Raw genomic sequence first — 18,540 nt, 5'->3', positions numbered from 1 at the left:
AGGATTCTGCCGACCGGGTCGCGCCGCCAACATGGCCACCATGCGCTCCGATGGGGCTGCCTTGTACAGGTTCCGAACAGAGGTGGTAGTCATGAACAACAAGAACTTTCTGCGCTCGCTGCTGGCGGCGGGTGTCCTGGGTATGTCCGGCCTGGTCCTGGCGCATGGTGATGTGACGCCGCAGGCGGTGGATACCAAGGGCCTGCCATCCCTTGGCGAGGAGTGGGCAGAAGAAAACCCCTATCGCGCCCCGAGCGAACACCATGATCTGGCCGTGCAGATCGGTTCGTCCGCCTACAACCAGAACTGCGCCCGTTGCCACGGCCTGGAAGCAATCTCCGGCGGTATCGCGCCCGATCTGCGCGATCTGGAAGCCAGCTACGACGGCGACGAGTGGTTCAAGGAGCGTGTAATCAACGGCGCGGTGCGCGACGGTGCGGTGTACATGCCGCGCATGGCTGACACCCTCAGCCAGGAAGCGCTGTGGGCGATCCGTACCTATATCGAAAGCGAAGCGGCCAAGCGGTGATGCGCCTCGGCCGCTGGCTCGTCGCGCTGTGCCTGTCGGCCTGCTGCGTACTGGCGCAGGCCGAGGTGGTGCGGGTGCGCGCTTACGACGACATCATCGCCTCGGGTGTGCTCAAGGTGGCGATGTACCAGGATTTCCCGCCATACAGCTTCGTCGTCGACGGTCAGCCACGCGGCGTCGACGTGGAGATGGCGCGCGAGCTGGCGGATGGCCTCGGCCTCAAGCTGGACGTGCTGTGGGTCGCGCCGGACGAAACGCTGGACGATGACCTGCGCAACTTCATCTGGAAGGGGCACTACCTGCGCCCCAACGTGCTGGCTGATGTGATGCTGCGCGTGCCGTACGACCGCGAGTTCTCCTACAAGCGCAACGAGCTGGGCGAGCTGATCAATGAGCTGGTGGTGATGTTCGGGCCTTATCAGCGCGAACGTTGGCAGTCCGCCTTCGATGATCGCCGTCTGAAAGAGGTGCCGACCGTGGCGGTGTTCCAGTACCACCCGGTGGGCGTCGAGGTCGAGAGCGTGCCGTCGTTCTACCTGTCGTCGGTGTTCGGCGGGCGCATGAGCAAGATGCTGCATCACTATCCCAGCCCGCAGGCCGCGTTCGCTGCCATGCAGGCCGGTGAGGTGGACGCGACGATGGCCATGCGTGGGGAGATCGACTGGCTGCTCAAGCAGGCCAACGACAGCCATCTGAAGCTCGCGGAGAACGCCTACCCCGACATGGGCAAACAGGTCTGGGATCTGGGCATGGCGGTGCACGAGTCCAACCGCCAGCTGGCCTACGCGCTGGAAGGCGTGCTGGAGCCGATGATCACCGAAGGGCGGCTGGCGAAGATCTATGCTGGCTATGGGCTGCGCTACGAGCTGCCCGGGCTTTACCAGGATGTAGAGAACGAGATGGCGGCTGGCAACTGACGCCATCCTTTCAGCGGGCCGCCGGGCCACGCCCGAGGAGTTCGAGATGAGCATGCGCGTTCTGCTGTTGCTTCTGACGTTCGCCCAGGCCGGCGGCCTGCTGGCTGGCGAACCCGATCCGCTGCAATCGGTGATGTGGGAACACCATCACCGCAACCTGCTCAACGGCGAGCCCTACGTGTTCGACGAGCGCGTGCAGGTGCAGGTCCCGCCGTTCGCCGAGGATGCCCGGCAGGTGCCGGTGCATATCGATGCCCGCGCCCTCGGCGACCAGGTGGTGCGTATCGAGGCCTGGGCCGATCTCAATCCGATTCCGCGCATTTTTACCTTCACGCCCGGCGAGCGGGTCGAGTCGCTGGTGGCCATCCGCATTCGCGTCGAGCAGGCCACGCCGATCCGCGCGGCGGTACTTACGCGCGACGGTGTCTGGCATGTCGGTGGCGCCAAGGTCGATGCGGCCGGTGGCGGCTGCACGGCGCCCAGCGTGGTACGGGCCCAGCCGGGCTGGGAAGACCGTCTCGGCCAGGTCCACGGCGCACGCTTCGCCCGCGGGGAATTCAGCCGGCTGCGCATGCAGGTCTCGCACCCGATGGACAATGGCCTGGTGGGCGGCATTCCGGAGTTCTTCGTCAACCAGGCCGAACTGCGCACCGTCGATGGCGAGGTGCTGGCGACGCTGGAGCTGTTTCCTGCAGTCGGCGAGAACCCCAGCCTGAGCCTGGAAGTCGAGGGCCAGGAGGAAACCCGCCTGTGGCTGCGCGACAACAACGGCAATGAGTTCGAGGCGGCGCTGTAGCGCTACCGCGCCTGCGTTCGTTCACCCAGCCAAGGAGACGTCATGCGCCTTTTCACCCTGATCCTTGCCTGCTGCCTGGCGCTGCCGGCGCAGGCCGAGCTGCGCTACGACCTGCAGCCCAAACAGATTGCCGAGAATGTCTGGCTGCTCGAAGGCTCGACCGACAACTTCGAGCAGCGCAACGGCGGCAACATCGTCAACACTGGCTTCATCGTCACCGAGGCGGGTGTGGTGGTGATCGACAGCGGGCCGTCGAAACGCTACGGCGAGGCCATGCGCGAAGCCATCGCGGGCGTCACCGACCGTCCGGTGATCAAGCTGCTGCTCACCCATCATCATCCTGACCATGTGCTCGGCAATCAGGCGTTCGCCGATGTGCCCATCGCCGCGCTGGCCGGCACCACCGAGCTGCTGCGCGAGCAGGGCGACGCGATGGCGGAAAACATGTACCGGCTGGTGGGCGACTGGATGCGTGGCACCGAAGTGGTGTTGCCGAACGAGACGCTGCAGCCCGGCACGCTGGAAATCGGCGGCCACAGGCTGCGCCTGCTCGCCCTGCGCGGGCATACCGGCGCCGATCTGGCGGTACTCGATGAGAACAGTGGTGTGCTGTTCGCCAGCGACATCCTGTTCTACCAGCGCGCGCTGACCACGCCCAACAGCCCGGGGCTGGACATCTGGCTGGCCGATCTCGACGAGTTGCAGGCCCAGCCGTGGAAGCTGCTGGTGCCCGGTCATGGGCCGGTCGCCAGTGACGCTGCGCCTTTCGTGCAAATGCGCGATTACCTCGGCTGGCTCGACGGTCTGCTGCGCGACGCTGCGGCCAGCGGTGCGGACATGAACGAGGTGATCGACAGTCCGATTCCCGAGCGCTTCTCCGGCATCAGCCTGACGCGCTTCGAGCTGATCCGCAGCGTCACCCATCTCTATCCGAAATACGAGGCGCAGCAGCTGCAGCGCGTCGACCAGCAATAGCCGAAGCGCAGATCAGGCGCGGCGCATCGACCAGTAGCTGCGGCGGAACAGGTCACGCTCGCCCAGCAGCACCACGCCGAAGGCGAAGCCCGCCAGCACCAATGCGATGTACAGGCACAGTTCGAGGAAGCCCTGCGGCTCGGGCAGCCAGTGCAACGCCACCGCCAGCGCCGCGGCGGTGGCCGCCCAGCGCAGCAGCAGCGCGATGCCCAGACCCTTGGGCGACGCGCGATAGACGTACATGCCCATGAACAGCGCCTGCAACGTCGCGCCGCTGGAGAAGGCAATGGCCAGGCCTTCGGCGCCGTAGGGGCGATACAGCGCTGCATCGAGACCGATGGTCAGCGCCGAGCTGATCAGCGTGAGCACCAGGAACAGCCGGGCCTGATGCTGGGCGAGCAGGGCGCGGCCCCAGAGCAGGGCGAGCCCCATCGCCGGCAGGCCGAACGCATAGATGATCACCAGCGAGGCGGTGGCGCTGGTCTGCGCCGCGCCGAACTGGCCGCGCTCGAGCAGCACGGCGACCACGGTGTCCGGAAACGAGCAGAGCACCACAGCCGCCGGCACCAGGAACAGCAGCGTGGCTAGCAGCCCCTTGCGAATCACCGCGGCGTGGGCGCCGTGGTCGTTATCGTTCCAGCTCGCCGAGAATTGCGGGAACAGCACGGAGAGCACTGACATCGCGTACAGCGTCAGCGGAATGGTGACGATGCGGAAGGCGAACGAGAGCATGGTGATGCTGCCCTCATCGAGGAACGAGGCGAACATCCGTTCGGCGAGGATGCACGCCTGCTGCGCGCCGGCGGCCAGCAATACCGGCGCGAAGGCCAGGCCGAAGGCGCTGCCGTGTCCTTCGGCCACAGGGTGCCGTTCGCCGCGCAGATAGGCCAGGCGCCGGTGCTGGGCGACGATCAGGCCGAACTGCGGCAGCAGCATGCCGATGAAAATCACCATGCCGGTCGGCTCGAACAGCAGAATGCCGATGATCGCTCCCGCGTTGAGCAGCACGGTGCGCGTCATCGGCAGGATGAATACGCTATCCATGTTGAGCAGTGCGCCCTGGCAGTACAGCGTCGCCTGCACGGCGATTAGCAGCGCGCCGACGCAGAACACGACCTGCCCTGTCGCCACCTGCTCAGCGCTCCAGCCCGGTGCCAGCAGGGTGAGAATCCAGTAGCTGGCGACGATCACCAGGGCGCTGGCCGCCACGCCCATCAGCATTACGCGCCAGTACAGCCAGCGACTGACCGACTCGAACAGCGTCTCCGACTGGCTGCGCAGCTTTTGCAGGTAGGGAATCATGGTGTCGCGCAGGGCGAGACCGAGGAAGTTCTCGAAGAACAGCGGCAGGATCAGCGCGACGAAGATCAGGTCGGCTTCCCAGCTCAGGCCGAAGGCGCGGGCGATGAACAGATCGCGCAGGAAACCGAGCAGAAAACTGGCGACGGTCAACGCCAGGATGACCAGTGATGCATTCATTCCTTGATCCTGTAGCAGGCCAGCCTGCGGTACTCCGGTAATACGGCGCGCCGCCGTTCGGTTGGGTGGCGAGCCTGGGACAGTTCCGTCTGCCAGGGCTGGCGAGATGCTGGCCCCTGGTCGAACGCTTACATAGACTGGGCCGGCGCGGCATGGTTCCGGCCGTTCGCGCGCGGGTGGACAAGCGTCGATACGTAAAAATGCCGTAAAGCCCCTTTGCGAGGCGGGCGCGACTGCTTAAGGTTCACGCTCCTTCCCGAGCGAACCCAGTTCATGTCCGTCGCGCATTCGTCTCCTGCTGCTACCCGTCGTCGCTGGCTGATCATCGGTCTTGCCGTGCTGGCCATCGCCTTGCTTGCCTGGTGGTTATGGCCGAGCCCTTCGGCGAAGTCGCCGCAACCGGGCGGTCGACCGGGCTTCGGCGCGTTCAGCGGGCCGGTGCCGGTACGCGTGACGGCGGTGAAGCAGGGCGAGTTCGAGGTGTTCTACAAGTCGCTCGGCACGGTGACGCCGCTGAATACGGTGAACGTGCGCAGCCGCGTCGGCGGCGAACTGGTCGAGGTGCGCTTCGAGGAGGGGCAACGGGTCAAGGCCGGTGAGCTGCTGGCGGTGATCGATCCACGGCCATACAAGGTCGCATTACAGCAGGCCGAGGGCACGCTGCAGCAGAATCGCGCTCTGCTGCAGAACGCCCAGGTCGATCTGGAGCGCTACCGCGGGCTATACGCCGACGACAGCATTGCCAAGCAGACGCTCGATACCCAGCAGGCGCTGGTGAACCAGTACCAAGGCACGCTGGCGGCCAATCAGGCGGCGGTCAACGAAGCCAAGCTCAACCTGGAATTCACCCAGATCCGCGCACCGATCGACGGCCGCCTCGGCCTGCGCCAGCTGGACATCGGCAACCTGGTCTCGGCCAGCGACACCACACCGCTGGTGGTGATCACCCAGAGCCAGCCGATGGCGGTCACCTTCACCTTGCCGGAGGGCGATCTGCTGCCGGTGCTGACGCGTTTTCGTCAGGGCGCCGAGCTGAAGGTGCAGGCGTGGGATCGTGGTGAGCGACTGCTGTTGGGCGAGGGCGTGCTGGAGAGCGTCGACAACCAGATCGATGTGACCACCGGTACGCTGAAGCTCAAGGCGCGGTTCGACAACGAAACCGAAATGCTCATCCCCAATCAGTTCGTCAACGTGCGCCTGCGGGTGGAAACCCTCGAGGACGCCACGCTGATTCCCTCGGCGGCGCTGCAGTTCGGCTCGCGGGGCAACTTCGCCTACGTCGTTGGCGAGGACAGCAAGGTGCAGCTGCGTAGCGTCGAGGTCGGCCCGAGCAACGGCGAGACCACGGTGATCGCCAAGGGCCTGACGGCCGGTGAGCGCATTGTCATGGAAGGCACCGATCGCCTGCGCGACGGCAGCGAAGTGGAAGTCGTCGATCGCGCGACGATGGCCGAAGAGGCGGCGCAGCAACCCAAGGTGGGCGGTGAGAGCGCCGGGGAGCGTCCGGCGCAATGAACATCTCGCGGCTGTTCATCCTGCGGCCGGTAGCGACCACCCTGACGATGGTCGCCATCCTGCTGGCCGGTCTGATCGCCTACAAGCTGTTGCCGGTCGCGGCGCTGCCGCAGGTCGACTATCCGACCATCCGCGTGCTGACGCTGTATCCCGGTGCCAGTCCGGAGGTGATGACCAGCGCTGTGACTGCACCGCTTGAGCGCCAGTTCGGGCAGATGCCGGGGCTGACGCAGATGTCCTCGAGCAGCTCAGGCGGCGCCTCGGTGATCACCCTGCGCTTCTCGCTTGACGTGGAGCTGGATGTCGCTGAGCAGGAGGTGCAGGCGGCGATCAACGCGGCAGACAACCTGCTGCCGAGCGACCTGCCGGCGCCGCCGGTGTACAACAAGGTCAATCCGGCCGATACACCGGTGATCACCCTGGCGGTGACCTCGGCGACGCTGCCGCTGCCGCAACTGCATGATCTGGTCGACACGCGCATGGCGCAGAAGCTGGCGCAGATCAGCGGCGTCGGTATGGTCAGCATCGCCGGCGGGCAGCGGCCGGCGGTGCGCATCCGCACCAATCCCGAGGCGCTGGCCGCCTATGGCCTGTCGCTGGCCGACGTGCGCGAGCTGATCGGCAACGCCAACGTCAACCAGCCCAAGGGTAACTTCGACGGTCCGACGCGGGTCTCCATGCTCGACGCCAACGATCAGCTGAAGACGCCCGAGGAATATGCCGAGCTGATCCTTGCCTATGAAAACGGCGCCGCGCTGCGGCTCAAGGATGTCGCCGACATCATTGCCGGCGCCGAGAACGAGCGGCTGGCGGCCTGGGCCAACGAAAACCGGGCGGTGCTGCTGAACATCCAGCGTCAGCCCGGCGCCAACGTCATCGACGTGGTCGAGCGTATCCAGGCGCTGCTGCCGGAAATCACCGCCAGCATGCCGGCTGGGCTCGACGTGACCATTCTCACCGACCGTACCCAGACCATCCGCGCTGCGGTCACCGACGTGCAGCACGAGTTGATCCTCGCCACCATCCTGGTGGTGATGGTGACCTTCATCTTCCTCAAGAAGCTCTCGGCCACCGTCATCCCTTCGATCGCCGTGCCGCTGTCGCTGATTGGTACCTTCGCGGTGATGTACCTGTGCGGCTTCTCGCTGAATAACCTGACGCTGATGGCATTGACCATCGCCACCGGCTTCGTGGTCGACGACGCCATCGTCATGCTGGAGAACATCGCCCGGCATCTGGAGGAGGGCGAGACGCCGCTGAATGCTGCGCTCAAGGGCGCCAAGCAGATCGGCTTCACCTTGATTTCGCTGACTTTCTCGCTGATCGCCGTGCTGATTCCGCTGCTGTTCATGCAGGACGTGGTCGGCCGGCTGTTCCGCGAGTTCGCCATCACCCTGGCGGTGGCGATCCTGATCTCGCTGGTGGTGTCGCTGACGCTGACGCCGATGATGTGCGCGCGCCTGCTCAAGCCGGTGAGCCATGATCCGGCGCGCCCGGACTGGGTCGAGCGGCTGATCGGCGGCTATTCGCGCTGGCTGACCTGGGTGCTCGGTCATCAGACGCTGACACTGCTGGTGGCGGTGGCCACCCTCGGCCTGACGGTGGTGCTCTATCTCGCCGTGCCCAAGGGCTTCTTCCCGGTGCAGGACACCGGCGTGATCCAGGGCATCAGCGAGGCGCCGCAGTCGATCTCCTTCCGCGCCATGAGCGAGCGTCAGCAATCGCTGAGCCGGGTGATCCTCGACGATCCGGCGGTTGCCAGCCTGTCGTCCTACATCGGTGTGGACGGCGACAACGTCACGCTCAACAGCGGCCGCCTGCTGATCAACCTCAAGCCGCACGCCGAGCGCGACGTCACCGCCAGCGAAGTGATCGAACGCCTGCGCCCGGAACTGGCCAAGCTGCCGGGCATCGCGCTGTACCTGCAGCCGGTGCAGGACCTCTCCATCGAGGACCGGGTCAGCCGCACGCAGTTCCAGTTCAGCCTGGAGTCGCCGGATGGCGCGCTGCTGCAGGAGTGGACGCCCAGGCTGGTCGAGGCCCTGCGCGCGCGGGCGGAACTCACCGATGTGGCCAGCGACCTGCAGCACGACGGCCTGCAGATCTACCTGGACATCGACCGCGACGCCGCCGCGCGCCTGGGCATCGAGGTTTCGGCGATCACCAATGCGCTGTACGACGCCTTCGGTCAACGGCAGATTTCCACCATCTTCACCCAGTCCAGCCAGTACCGCGTGGTGCTCGAGGCCGAGGCCGGCAACCGCCTGGGACCGCAGGCGCTGGAGCAGTTGTTCGTGCAGAGCGAGGGCGGCACGCCAGTGCGGCTGTCGAGCCTGGCGCGGCTGGAGCAGCATTCCGCGCCGCTGCTGATCAATCACATCGGCCAGTTCCCGGCGGTGACGCTGTCGTTCAACCTCGCGCCGGGCGTTTCGCTGGGCGAGGCGGTGGAGGTGATCGAGACGGTGAAGCAGGAGATCGGCCTGCCGGCTGGCATCCAGAGCCATTTCCAGGGCGCCGCCGAGGCGTTTCGCGCGTCGCTGTCGAGCACGCTGCTGCTGATCCTGGCAGCGGTGGTGACCATGTACATCGTGCTCGGCGTGCTCTACGAGAGCTACATCCACCCGATCACCATCCTCTCCACGCTGCCGTCGGCGGCGGTGGGCGCGCTGCTGGCACTGCTGCTGACCGGTAACGATCTGGGGCTGATCGCGATCATCGGCATCATCCTGCTGATCGGCATCGTCAAGAAGAACGCGATCATGATGATCGACTTCGCGCTGGAGGCCGAACGCCACCAGGGCATGACGCCGGAGCAGGCGATCTACCGCGCCGCGCTGCTGCGTTTCCGGCCGATCCTGATGACCACCCTGGCCGCGCTGTTTGGCGCCATTCCGCTGATGCTGGCCACCGGCTCGGGTGCCGAACTGCGCCAGCCGCTGGGTCTGGTGCTGGTCGGCGGCCTGCTGCTCAGCCAGCTACTGACGCTGTTCACCACGCCGGTGATCTACCTGTTCTTCGATCGCCTGAGCCAGCGCTTCGGCCGTCGCGGCGCGGTGCCGAGCGAGGCGCAGGCGTGAACGGCGGTCGCAGGCCAGTGGGCACGGCGCGATGAACCTGTCGGCGCCGTTCATCGCCCGGCCGGTGGCGACCATGCTGCTCAGCCTGGCGATTCTGCTGCTGGGCGGGGTGAGTTTCGGCCTGCTGCCGGTTTCGCCGTTGCCGAACATGGATTTCCCGGTGATCACCGTGCAGGCCAGCCTGCCCGGCGCCAGCCCGGAGATCATGGCCTCCAGCGTGGCAACTCCGCTGGAGCGCTCGCTGGGCAGCATCGCCGGCGTCAGCCAGATGAGCAGCCGCAGCAGCCAGGGCTCGACGCGGATCATCATCCAGTTCGATCTGGAGCGCGACATCAACGGCGCCGCGCGCGACGTGCAGGCGGCGATCAATGCTGCACGCAACCTGCTGCCCAGCGGCATGCGCAGCATGCCGACCTACCGCAAGATCAACCCTTCGCAGGCGCCGATCATGGTGCTGTCGCTGACCTCCGAGGTGCTCGACAAGGGCCAGCTGTACGACATCGGCTCGACCATCCTTGCGCAGAAGCTCTCGCAGGTGCCCGGCGTCGGCGAAGTGCAGGTCGGCGGCAGCTCGCTGCCGGCCGTGCGCGTCGAGCTGCAGCCGCAGCAGCTGGAGCAGTACGGCGTCTCGCTGGACGACGTGCGTAGCACCATCGCCAACGCCAACGTGCGCCGGCCCAAGGGCATGGTCGAGGACGCCGAGCGGCACTGGCAGGTGCGCGCCAACGACCAGTTGCACGCGGCCGCCGACTACATGCCGCTGATCCTGCGCTATCAGGATGGCGCGACGCTGCGCCTGAGCGATGTGGCCAAGGTCGAGGACGCGGTGGAGGATCGCTACAACAGCGGGTTCTTCAACAACGAGCAGGCGGTGCTGCTGATCGTCAACCGCCAGGCCGGCGCCAACATCATCGAGACCATCGCCGGTATTCGCGCCGAGCTGCCGGCGTTGCAGGCGATCCTGCCGGGCAGCGTCGAGCTGAATGTGGCGATGGACCGCTCGCCGGTGATTCGCGCCACCCTGCACGAGGCCGAGCGCACGCTGCTGATCGCCGTGGTGCTGGTGATCGTGCTGGTGTTCGTGTTTCTCGGCCATGTGCGCAGCGCGCTGATTCCGGCGCTGGCGGTGCCGGTGTCGCTGGTTGGCACGTTCGCCGTGATGTACCTGTTCGGCTTTTCGCTCAATACCCTGTCGTTAATGGCGCTGATCCTCGCGGCGGGGCTGGTGGTGGACGACGCCATCGTGGTGCTGGAGAACATCGCCCGGCATATCGACGATGGCGTGCCGCCGCTGCGCGCGGCCTACATCGGCACCCGCGAGGTGGGCTTCACGTTGCTGTCGATGAACCTGTCGCTGGTGGTGGTGTTCGTCTCCATCCTGTTCATGGGCGGTATCGTCGAGCGGCTGTTCCGCGAGTTCTCGCTGACGCTGGCGGCGGCGATTCTGGTTTCGCTGCTGGTGTCGCTGACGCTGACGCCGATGCTCTGTGCGCGTTGGCTCAAACCCTACCAAGCCGAGCGCGACAGCCGCCTGCATCGCTGGAGCCACGACGCGCACCAGTGGCTGCTCGGTTACTACGACCGCTCGCTGAGCTGGGCGCTGCGGCATCGGCGCATCACGCTGTTGAGCCTGCTGGCAACCATCGCACTCAACGTGGTGCTCTACGTGCAGGTGCCCAAGACCTTCCTGCCGCAGCAGGACACCGGCCAGCTGACCGGCTTCATCCGTGGCGACGACGGTCTGTCGTTCCAGGTCATGCAGCCGAAGATGGAGATATTCCGCAAGGCGATCCTCGCCGATCCGGCGGTGGAGAGCGTGGCCGGCTTCATCGGCGGGCAGGGCGGCATCAACAACGCGTTCATGATCGTGCGGCTCAAGCCATTGGAGGAACGCGAGCTGTCCGCGCAGCAGGTGATCGAGCGCATCCGCAAGAATCAGCCGCAGGTGCCGGGTGGACGGCTGTTCCTCATGGCCGACCAGGACCTGCAATTCGGCGGCGGTCGGCAGAGCAGTTCGGCGTATGCCTATTCGTTGCTGGCGGGCGATCTGGCCGACCTGCGCACCTGGCTGCCGAAGGTCACCCAGGCGCTCATGGCGCTGCCCGAGCTGACCAGCATCGATGCCAACGAAGGCGAGGGCGCGCAGCAGATCAGCCTGCAGGTCGATCGCGACGCCGCCAAGCGGCTGGGCGTCGACATGAGCACGGTGACCACGCTGCTCAACAACGCCTTCAGTCAGCGGCAGATTTCCACCATCTACGAGACGCTCAACCAGTACCGCGTGGTGATGGAAATCGATCCGAGCTACGCGCAGCACCCGGAGGTGCTGGAGCAGATCCACGTGGTCACCGAAGATGGTCGCCGCGTGCCGCTGTCCGCCTTCGCCCGCTACGAGCGCAGCCTGGAGGAAGATCGCGTCACGCACGAGGGACAGTTCGCCGCGGAGAACATCGACTTCGACCTCGCTCCGGGCGTCAGTCTGGACCAGGCCACACGCGCCATCGAACGTGCGGTGGCCGCGATCGGCCTGCCGAGTTCGGTGCAGGGTCGCCTGGGCGGCACCGGCGACGTGTTCAAGGCCGCTCAGGAAAGCCAGCCGTTCATGATCCTCGGCGCGCTGCTGCTGGTGTACATCGTGCTCGGCGTGCTTTACGAGAGCTATATCCATCCGCTGACGATTCTCTCGACGCTGCCGTCGGCCGGGGTCGGCGCGCTGCTGGCGATCATCGTCACCGGCGACGAATTCAGCCTGATCTCGCTGCTCGGATTGTTCCTGCTGATCGGCGTGGTGAAGAAGAACGCCATCCTGATGATCGACCTCGCGCTGCAGTTCGAGCGCAACGACCGCCTGCCGCCGGCCGAGTCGATTCACAAGGCCTGCTTGCTGCGCTTCCGGCCGATCCTGATGACCACGCTGGCGGCGATTCTCGGCGCATTGCCGCTGCTGCTGGGGGGCTCGGAAGGCGCGGAGATGCGCCAGCCGCTAGGTCTGACCATCATCGGCGGCTTGGTGCTCAGTCAGATCCTGACCCTCTACACCACGCCGGTGGTCTACCTGTACCTGGACCGCCTGCGTCATCGCTTCAATAACTGGCGCGGTGTGCGTACCGATGCCGCCATGGAAAATCCGCTATGAGTCCGAGCTGCACCCTCCGTCCATTGGCCGTGATCGTCATGTCCCTTGCGCTTGGCGCCTGCACCCTCGGCCCGGATTACCAGCGCCCGCAGCTGCCGGATGCCCACGCGTTCAAGCAGGCCGAAGGCTGGAAGAGCGCGGCACCGGCCGACGCCCTGCAGCGCGGCGACTGGTGGAAGCTGTACGGCGACGCCGAGCTGGATGCGCTGGTGAGCCGACTGAACGTGTCCAACCAGAACCTCGCCGTGGCCGAAGCGCAGTATCGCCAGGCGCGCGCGCTTGTGCGCAGCGCGCGCTCGCAGCTGTTCCCCACGCTGTCCGGTAATGCCGGGGTGACGCGCTCGCGGCAGACCACTGGCAGCAGTTCGTCCAATGTCAGTGCCGGTGTAAGCGAGAGCTACGAGGCGGGGCTCAGTGCATCCTGGGAGCTGGATCTCTGGGGCCGGCTGCGCCGCGGTTTGGAAGCCAATCGCGCAACCATGCAGGCCAGCGCGGCCGATCTCGCGGCGGTCCGTCTGAGTTTGCAGGCCGAGCTGGTGCAGACCTACCTGCAATTGCGGGTGATGGACGAGCAACAGCGCCTGCTCGATCAGACGGTTGCTGCCTACGCGCGCTCGCTGCGCCTCACGGAGAATCAGTACCGCGCCGGCATCGTGCCCAAATCCGACGTTGCCCAGGCGCAGACTCAGCTCAAGAGCACGCAGGCGCAGGCCATCGATCTGAAGTGGCAGCGGGCACAGCTGGAACATGCCATCGCGGTGTTGATCGGTGTGCCGCCTGCCGAGCTGAGCATCGCCGTGCGCGATGACATCCCATCGCTGCCCGAGGTGCCGCTGGCGTTACCGTCGCAACTGCTGGAGCGGCGCCCGGATGTCGCCGCGGCCGAGCGCGAGGTGATGGCCGCCAACGCCGAGATCGGCATCGCCGAGGCGGCCTGGTATCCCGACTTGACCCTGTCGGCCAGCGGTGGCTATCGCAACAGCAGCTTCAACCAGCTGTTCGAGGTGCCGAACCGATTCTGGTCGCTCGGCCCGCAGCTGGCGCTGACGCTGCTGGATTTCGGCGGCCGGCGTGCCGAACTGGAGCGTGCCGAGGCGGCCTACGACCAGACCGTGGCGACCTACCGGCAAACGGTGCTCGACAGCTTCCGCGAGGTCGAGGATTACCTCGTGCAGCTGCGCGTGCTCGATGAGGAAGCCGTGGTGCAACGCGAAGCGCTGGACGCCGCGCAGGAGTCGCTGCGGCTGATCGAGAACCAGTATCGCGCCGGCACCGTCGATTACCTGAGCGTGGTGACGGTGCAGACCACCGCGCTGAACAACCAGCGCACCAACCTGACGCTGCTGGGCGACCGCCTCGTGACCAGCGTGCAGCTGATCGCCGCGCTGGGTGGCGGCTGGCAGATCGAGCAACTGCAGCAGGAGCCGGTGCTGTCGAGCGAACGTGGTCAGGATGATTGATCGAGCCGGTGCGCCGGCTGGCGTCGCCAGATTCGCGTCAGCCAGCGCCAGGCGATCCAGCCGCCACCGAGCAGGTAGACCAACCCGCCCGGCACCCACATGAGCAGCCCCGCCAGCTGCTGATCCTCCACCGCACGACCCGTGCCGTAGAACGAGACTGTGCCGAAGGTAAGCAGGGCGCCGAGCAGGCCGGTGTGCATCAGCGTCAGCACCACGGCCATCAGCGCCTGCGGCACCTGCTTCGGATTGGCGCGCAGCACCGACCACCAGAACAGCCAGCCGCTGAACAGGAAACAGGCGTGCTCGACGGCATGCCACCACAGGTTGTCCAGCGCCAGCACATAGAGTTTCGGCGTGTGCCAGATCCAGATCACCGCGCCATGCAGCAGCGCCAGCAGGGTCGGGTAGCGGCCGGCGCGCAGGATGGACGTCCACAGCGGTTGCGCGAAGCGGCCGGTGACGCCGCGCCACTGCGGCAGCGGGCGCGCCAGCGCCCACAACGGCGCGATCACTACGATGAACAGCATGTGCTGGGTCATGTGCCAGCTGGTGCTGCGTTGCGCCCAGTCGTCGATGGGGCCGAAGACGGCAAACGCGGCCACCAGCATGGCGCTGTGAAGGCAGAACGCTTCGCTGCGCCTGGGCGGCACGTGGCGCGCACCGAGCGCGTAGAGCAGCCAGGCACTGCCAATGAGCAGCGCGCTCAACAGCAGCGGGGCACGTTCGCTCAGCTGCGCGTCGAACAAGCCGTGGGCCAGGGCCGGCGTCGACAGGCCCAGCAGCGGTACCAGCGCCCACGCGCTCACAGACACGGCGGCAGCTGCAGCAGCGGTGCGCCGACGAACGCAGTCGCCAGCGCGGCAATCAGGTGCACGCCGGCGGCCAGTTTCGTCACGAACAGCTCGCGCTCGTTCAATGACGGACGCTGGCGAGACAGCCGCCAGAAATAGCGCATCAGGCCAAGCAGCAGCACAAGGGTCAGCAACGTCAGCAGGCCGAGGCTGCCGTTCAGCCAGTTCCACACCCCCTCTGCGGGGTCGGGTGGGCTGACTCGGCAGGCAATCGCCTGACCGCCGTAGATCGCCACGAACCACAGGCTCCAGACGACCAGGCCGACGATGATCTGCAGCGGGTGGAACGGCGAGCCGAGCGCAGGTTTCATCAAACGCCTCCCCAGGTCGACGGGAACAGTACGATCGCCGCATAGCTGACCCAGAGCACGCCAAGGTTGTAGTACCAGAGCTGTTCGACCACCACCGGCTCGTACGGCGCGGCTTCGCCGACATAGCCGTAGCTCACCCGCCAGGCCTGCAGGCCGGTGACGACTGCCGCCAGCGCGCAATGGAACAGGCTGTAGGCGAGCAGGACGAAGATCACCGCATCGTGGGCCGTTTCGGTTGGCGCCAGTTCCGCGTCGAGCAACAGCCAAAGCAGCAGCGCCGACTGCACCAGGGCCAGCAGCGCGAGCAGCGCCAGTTGTCCTAGCAGGCCACGATGATCGCCGGCGCGCAGACGTTTGATCAGGCGATGCAGCCAGAAGGTGCCAGCGCTGAGCAGCAGTGCGCTCACCAGCATCGGCCCGCCGTTCAGCTGATCGTCCGGCACGCGCCATTGCGGCGATACGGTCCACAGGTAGAACCAACCGAACAGCAACGACAGGTACAGCGCGCCATCGGCCAGCAGCGTGACGCCCATGCCCCACAGCCCCGGCCCGTCGAAGGTGCGCGAGTGCAGCGGCGGCTCGCCAGGCTGGGTGCGGGCATCCGGTGCGGCGGCAGGATGCGCGCCGTTTTCCCACGACCAGCGCAGCACGACCACTGCGGTGGCGATGGTTGCCGCCAGGGCGAGCCAGTAGGCCTTGTTCAACAGGCTCAGGCACAGGACAGTCAGAAACAGCGCCGTGATGAAGGGCAGCCAGCTGTTGCCCGGCAGATGGATGATTTCGCGGATTCTGCCGGTCAGCGGGTCGACGCCCCAGGTTTCCCGCCGGCCATGGTCGATCACCGTCAGCGCATGCTCGCCGCGGGCGATGCTGTCTGGCAGGTCCGGGTCCTGCCACAGCGGGTGGCGGTCGGTGACATCGGGGAGGCTGACGAAGTTGTACGCGCTGGGCGGCAGACTGGTCGCCCACTCCAGGGTATCGGCCTTCCACGGGTTCTTCGGCGCGGGAACGCCGAAGCGAAAGTGCAACAGGATATCCAGCAGGATGGTGGCGACGCCGGCAGCCATGATGAAACTGCCGATCGACGACACCAGGTTGGGCATGTCCCAGCCCAGGCCCGTGTCGTAGGTATAGACCCGCCGCGGCATGCCGATCAGTCCGGTCCAGTGCATGATCAGAAAGGTCGCGTTGAAGCCGATGAAGAACAGCCAGAAACCCCAGCGGCCGAGCCGTTCCGAAGGCATGCGCCCGGAGAAGTGCGGCAACCAGTAGTACAGCCCCGCCATCAACGGGAAGAACATACCGCCGACCAATACGTAATGCATGTGCGCGACGACGAAGTGGGTGTCATGCACCTGCCAGTTGAACGGCACCAGCGCCAGCATCACCCCGGTCAGCCCGCCGGCAACGAAGACGAGCAGAAAGCCCACCAGCCAGAGCATCGGCACCCGGTACACCGGCCGGCCCAGCCAGAGCGTGGCGATCCAGGCGAAGATCTGCACGCCGGTCGGGATCGCCACCAGCATGCTCGCCGCCGAAAAAAACGCCTGTGCCAGCTGCGGGATGCCGACGGTGAACATGTGGTGTACCCACAGCCCGAAACTGATGAAACCGGTGGTCAGCACGCCCAGCACGACCCAGCGATAACCCACCAGCGGGCGCTGGCAGAACACCGGGATAAGTGTCGAGACGATCCCGGCGCCGGGCAGGAAGATGATGTACACCTCCGGGTGGCCGAACAGCCAGAACAGGTGCTGCCAGAGCACCGGATCGCCGCCGCGGGCGACGTCGAAGAACGGCATGTCGGCGGCGCGTTCCAGCTCCAGCAGGATCGAACCCAGGATGAGCGGCGGGAAGCCGACGACGATCATCATCGCCATCACCAGGATGTACCACGCGTATAGCGGCATCTTGTGCAGCGCCATGCCGCTGGCGCGGGTGCGCAGGATCGACACCACCAGTTCGGCGCCCGCGCTCACCGCGGAAATCTCGACGAAGGTGATGCCCAGCAGCCAGAAGTCCGAATTCACGCCCGGCGTATGGGCGGAACTGGACAGCGGCGTGTACATGAACCAGCCCGCCTTGGGCGCGACGTCGAGAAAGATGCTCGACAGCAGGATCAGCCCGCCGAACAGGTAGCAGAAGTAGCCCAGCGCGGAGAGCCGGGGAAACACCAGATCGCGTGCGCCGAGCATCTTCGGGATCAGGTAGACCGCCAGCCCCTCCATCATCGGCACCGCGAAGAGGAACATCATCACCGTGCCGTGCATGGTGAAGACCTGGTTGTAGACGTCCGGCTCCATCAGCTGATAGCCGGGCAGCGCGAGCTGGGTACGGATCAGCATCGCCAGCAGCCCACCGACCAGGAAGAAGAAGGCGCCGGTGACCAGGAAGCGCAGGCCGATGGTGGTGTGGTTGACGATGGTCAGCGCGCGCCAGCCGCGCGGGTTGCCCCAGACTTCATTGAACTGGTCATGCAGCTGGTCGGGATCGGTTGCGGGCGCGGCGCTGTTGGATCGCGTGTTCATGGTGCAAGGGTCTCCAGCCAGTCGGCGAGCTGGTCGAGCGTCTCGGCGGGAATATCGTCGTGGTTCGGCATGGCATTGCCGTGCTTGAGGCTCTGGTGCTCGCGCAGCCAGCGGCGCAGGGCTTCCGCGTCGTTGGCGATAACGCCGGCGCCCAGCGTCGGTCGGCTGGCGAGATCGCTCAGATCCGGCGCGCGCGTACCTTCACTGACACCGGCGACGCGGTGGCACTGGCCGCAGCGCTCGTCGAAGACCTGACCGGCAGCGCCAGGCGCCGGGCTGTGTGCCAGCGAACCGCGTGCGGCCAGCCAGCGGTCGAAGGCGTCCGCTTCCAGCACCTCGACATGCAGGATCATGTGCGCGTGCTGGCTACCGCAGAATTCGGCGCATTGCCCGCGCATCACACCGGTTTCGCTGGCGGCGAGGCGCAGGGTGTTGCTCCGGCCCGGAATCATGTCCAGCTTGCCGCCCAGGCGCGGCACCCAGAACGAATGGACCACGTCGGCACTGGTCACCACCACGTCCAGCGGTCGGTCGACCGGCAGGATGAACTGGTTGGCCGTCACCACACCGCTGTCCGGGTAGCGCACCTCCCACCACCATTGGTGGCCGGTGATTTCGATACGCAGCGGCTGCTCGCCGGGCACCGGTAACGGCAGCATGCCGCGGCCGGCGGGCACGCCAAAGGCGAGCAGGGCGAGGATGCTGGCGGTCGGTAATATCAGGCCGCCACCGACCAGCCAGTTCCGATTGATGCGCCTGGCCCGCGCGGCATCGACCTCGCGCGGCTGGCGAAGCATGGCGTGTATCCAAAGTGCGCAGACGACCAGCAGCACCAGTGCGGAGAAACCAAACATCGCCCACCACACGTTCGCCACGTCGCGCGCCATCGGCCCGGCCGGGTCGAGCGCCGATTGCTGGCCCTGGCAACCCGCCAGCACCGGAACTGCCAGCACCAGAGTTGTCCAT

13 protein-coding genes are annotated in these 18,540 nt (G+C 66.3%); 8 read left to right on the top strand and 5 right to left on the bottom strand.

Annotated features, from left to right (window positions below):
* Positions 1-91: 91 nt before the first annotated feature.
* From pedF to NAV27_RS11345, 4 genes are read left to right on the top strand one after another with little or no spacing between them, the layout of a single operon-like run.
* Positions 92-529, top strand: a complete 438-nt coding sequence (gene pedF / locus NAV27_RS11360) for a cytochrome c-550 PedF (RefSeq protein ID WP_077683417.1) — start codon at positions 92-94, stop codon at positions 527-529.
* Entirely contained in the window at positions 529-1,446 is a 918-nt protein-coding gene (locus NAV27_RS11355; RefSeq protein WP_102828328.1) for a substrate-binding periplasmic protein, read from the top strand. The genes pedF and NAV27_RS11355 overlap by 1 nt, the downstream gene beginning before the upstream one ends.
* 46 nt (positions 1,447-1,492) lie before the next feature.
* On the top strand, positions 1,493-2,242 hold the full coding sequence (locus NAV27_RS11350; protein WP_102828329.1) for a quinoprotein dehydrogenase-associated SoxYZ-like carrier: 750 nt from the start codon (positions 1,493-1,495) through the stop codon (positions 2,240-2,242).
* 42 nt (positions 2,243-2,284) lie between these two features.
* The gene (locus tag NAV27_RS11345; RefSeq protein WP_102828330.1) at positions 2,285-3,217 is read left to right on the top strand and encodes a quinoprotein relay system zinc metallohydrolase 1; all 933 of its coding nucleotides are present in this window, start codon (positions 2,285-2,287) and stop codon (positions 3,215-3,217) included.
* A gap of 12 nt (positions 3,218-3,229) precedes the next feature.
* On the opposite strand, the gene murJ is transcribed toward NAV27_RS11345, so the two are convergent.
* Complete coding sequence (gene murJ, locus NAV27_RS11340; RefSeq protein WP_102828331.1) at positions 3,230-4,696, bottom strand: murein biosynthesis integral membrane protein MurJ; 1,467 nt, start codon at positions 4,694-4,696, stop codon at positions 3,230-3,232.
* Positions 4,697-4,969: 273 nt separating this feature from the next.
* Between murJ and NAV27_RS11335 the strand changes: the two genes are divergently transcribed.
* Genes NAV27_RS11335 through NAV27_RS11320 form a run of 4 tightly spaced genes read left to right on the top strand, consistent with a single transcriptional unit; the run spans position 4,970 to position 13,884 of the window.
* Positions 4,970-6,211 carry an MdtA/MuxA family multidrug efflux RND transporter periplasmic adaptor subunit gene (locus NAV27_RS11335; RefSeq protein WP_077683415.1) on the top strand — a complete coding sequence of 414 codons (1,242 nt, stop codon included), beginning with the start codon at positions 4,970-4,972 and terminating at the stop codon, positions 6,209-6,211.
* Entirely contained in the window at positions 6,208-9,288 is a 3,081-nt protein-coding gene (locus NAV27_RS11330) for an MdtB/MuxB family multidrug efflux RND transporter permease subunit (protein WP_102828332.1), read from the top strand. Before NAV27_RS11335 ends, NAV27_RS11330 begins: the two co-directional genes overlap by 4 nt.
* A gap of 31 nt (positions 9,289-9,319) precedes the next feature.
* Entirely contained in the window at positions 9,320-12,424 is a 3,105-nt protein-coding gene (locus NAV27_RS11325; RefSeq protein ID WP_102828333.1) for an efflux RND transporter permease subunit, read from the top strand.
* Entirely contained in the window at positions 12,421-13,884 is a 1,464-nt protein-coding gene (locus NAV27_RS11320; protein ID WP_102828334.1) for an efflux transporter outer membrane subunit, read from the top strand. The genes NAV27_RS11325 and NAV27_RS11320 overlap by 4 nt, the downstream gene beginning before the upstream one ends.
* On the opposite strand, the gene NAV27_RS11315 is transcribed toward NAV27_RS11320, so the two are convergent.
* From NAV27_RS11315 to coxB, 4 genes are read right to left on the bottom strand one after another with little or no spacing between them, the layout of a single operon-like run.
* Positions 13,872-14,696 carry a cytochrome c oxidase assembly protein gene (locus tag NAV27_RS11315; RefSeq protein ID WP_369805848.1) on the bottom strand — a complete coding sequence of 275 codons (825 nt, stop codon included), beginning with the start codon at positions 14,694-14,696 and terminating at the stop codon, positions 13,872-13,874. The two genes, NAV27_RS11320 and NAV27_RS11315, sit on opposite strands and share 13 nt — an antisense overlap.
* The gene (locus tag NAV27_RS11310; protein WP_043295669.1) at positions 14,687-15,046 is read right to left on the bottom strand and encodes a hypothetical protein; all 360 of its coding nucleotides are present in this window, start codon (positions 15,044-15,046) and stop codon (positions 14,687-14,689) included. Before NAV27_RS11310 ends, NAV27_RS11315 begins: the two co-directional genes overlap by 10 nt.
* Positions 15,046-17,574 (bottom strand): cytochrome c oxidase subunit I, encoded by a 2,529-nt coding sequence (gene ctaD / locus NAV27_RS11305; protein ID WP_102828336.1) that lies wholly within the window; start codon positions 17,572-17,574, stop codon positions 15,046-15,048. Before ctaD ends, NAV27_RS11310 begins: the two co-directional genes overlap by 1 nt.
* Positions 17,571-18,461 (bottom strand): cytochrome c oxidase subunit II, encoded by an 891-nt coding sequence (gene coxB / locus NAV27_RS11300; RefSeq protein WP_102828660.1) that lies wholly within the window; start codon positions 18,459-18,461, stop codon positions 17,571-17,573. The genes ctaD and coxB overlap by 4 nt, the downstream gene beginning before the upstream one ends.
* Positions 18,462-18,540: the final 79 nt, after the last annotated feature.

Source organism: Stutzerimonas degradans, from assembly GCF_024448505.1.
GTDB classification, from domain to species: Bacteria; Pseudomonadota; Gammaproteobacteria; order Pseudomonadales; family Pseudomonadaceae; genus Stutzerimonas; species Stutzerimonas degradans.
This window is presented reverse-complemented; position numbering and strand designations above follow the sequence as displayed.

What these genes read in the sequence shown, in the direction of transcription:
- NAV27_RS11325 (WP_102828333.1), top strand. Translation starts at nt 9,320, where the DNA reads ATGAACCTGTCGGCGCCGTTCATCGCCCGGCCGGTGGCGACCATGCTG.
- coxB (WP_102828660.1), bottom strand. Translation starts at nt 18,461, where the DNA reads ATGGCGCGCGACGTGGCGAACGTGTGGTGGGCGATGTTTGGTTTCTCC.
- murJ (WP_102828331.1), bottom strand. Translation starts at nt 4,696, where the DNA reads ATGAATGCATCACTGGTCATCCTGGCGTTGACCGTCGCCAGTTTTCTG.
- NAV27_RS11310 (WP_043295669.1), bottom strand. Translation starts at nt 15,046, where the DNA reads ATGAAACCTGCGCTCGGCTCGCCGTTCCACCCGCTGCAGATCATCGTC.
- pedF (WP_077683417.1), top strand. Translation starts at nt 92, where the DNA reads ATGAACAACAAGAACTTTCTGCGCTCGCTGCTGGCGGCGGGTGTCCTG.
- NAV27_RS11350 (WP_102828329.1), top strand. Translation starts at nt 1,493, where the DNA reads ATGAGCATGCGCGTTCTGCTGTTGCTTCTGACGTTCGCCCAGGCCGGC.
- NAV27_RS11345 (WP_102828330.1), top strand. Translation starts at nt 2,285, where the DNA reads ATGCGCCTTTTCACCCTGATCCTTGCCTGCTGCCTGGCGCTGCCGGCG.
- NAV27_RS11320 (WP_102828334.1), top strand. Translation starts at nt 12,421, where the DNA reads ATGAGTCCGAGCTGCACCCTCCGTCCATTGGCCGTGATCGTCATGTCC.
- NAV27_RS11335 (WP_077683415.1), top strand. Translation starts at nt 4,970, where the DNA reads ATGTCCGTCGCGCATTCGTCTCCTGCTGCTACCCGTCGTCGCTGGCTG.
- ctaD (WP_102828336.1), bottom strand. Translation starts at nt 17,574, where the DNA reads ATGAACACGCGATCCAACAGCGCCGCGCCCGCAACCGATCCCGACCAG.
- NAV27_RS11330 (WP_102828332.1), top strand. Translation starts at nt 6,208, where the DNA reads ATGAACATCTCGCGGCTGTTCATCCTGCGGCCGGTAGCGACCACCCTG.
- NAV27_RS11355 (WP_102828328.1), top strand. Translation starts at nt 529, where the DNA reads ATGCGCCTCGGCCGCTGGCTCGTCGCGCTGTGCCTGTCGGCCTGCTGC.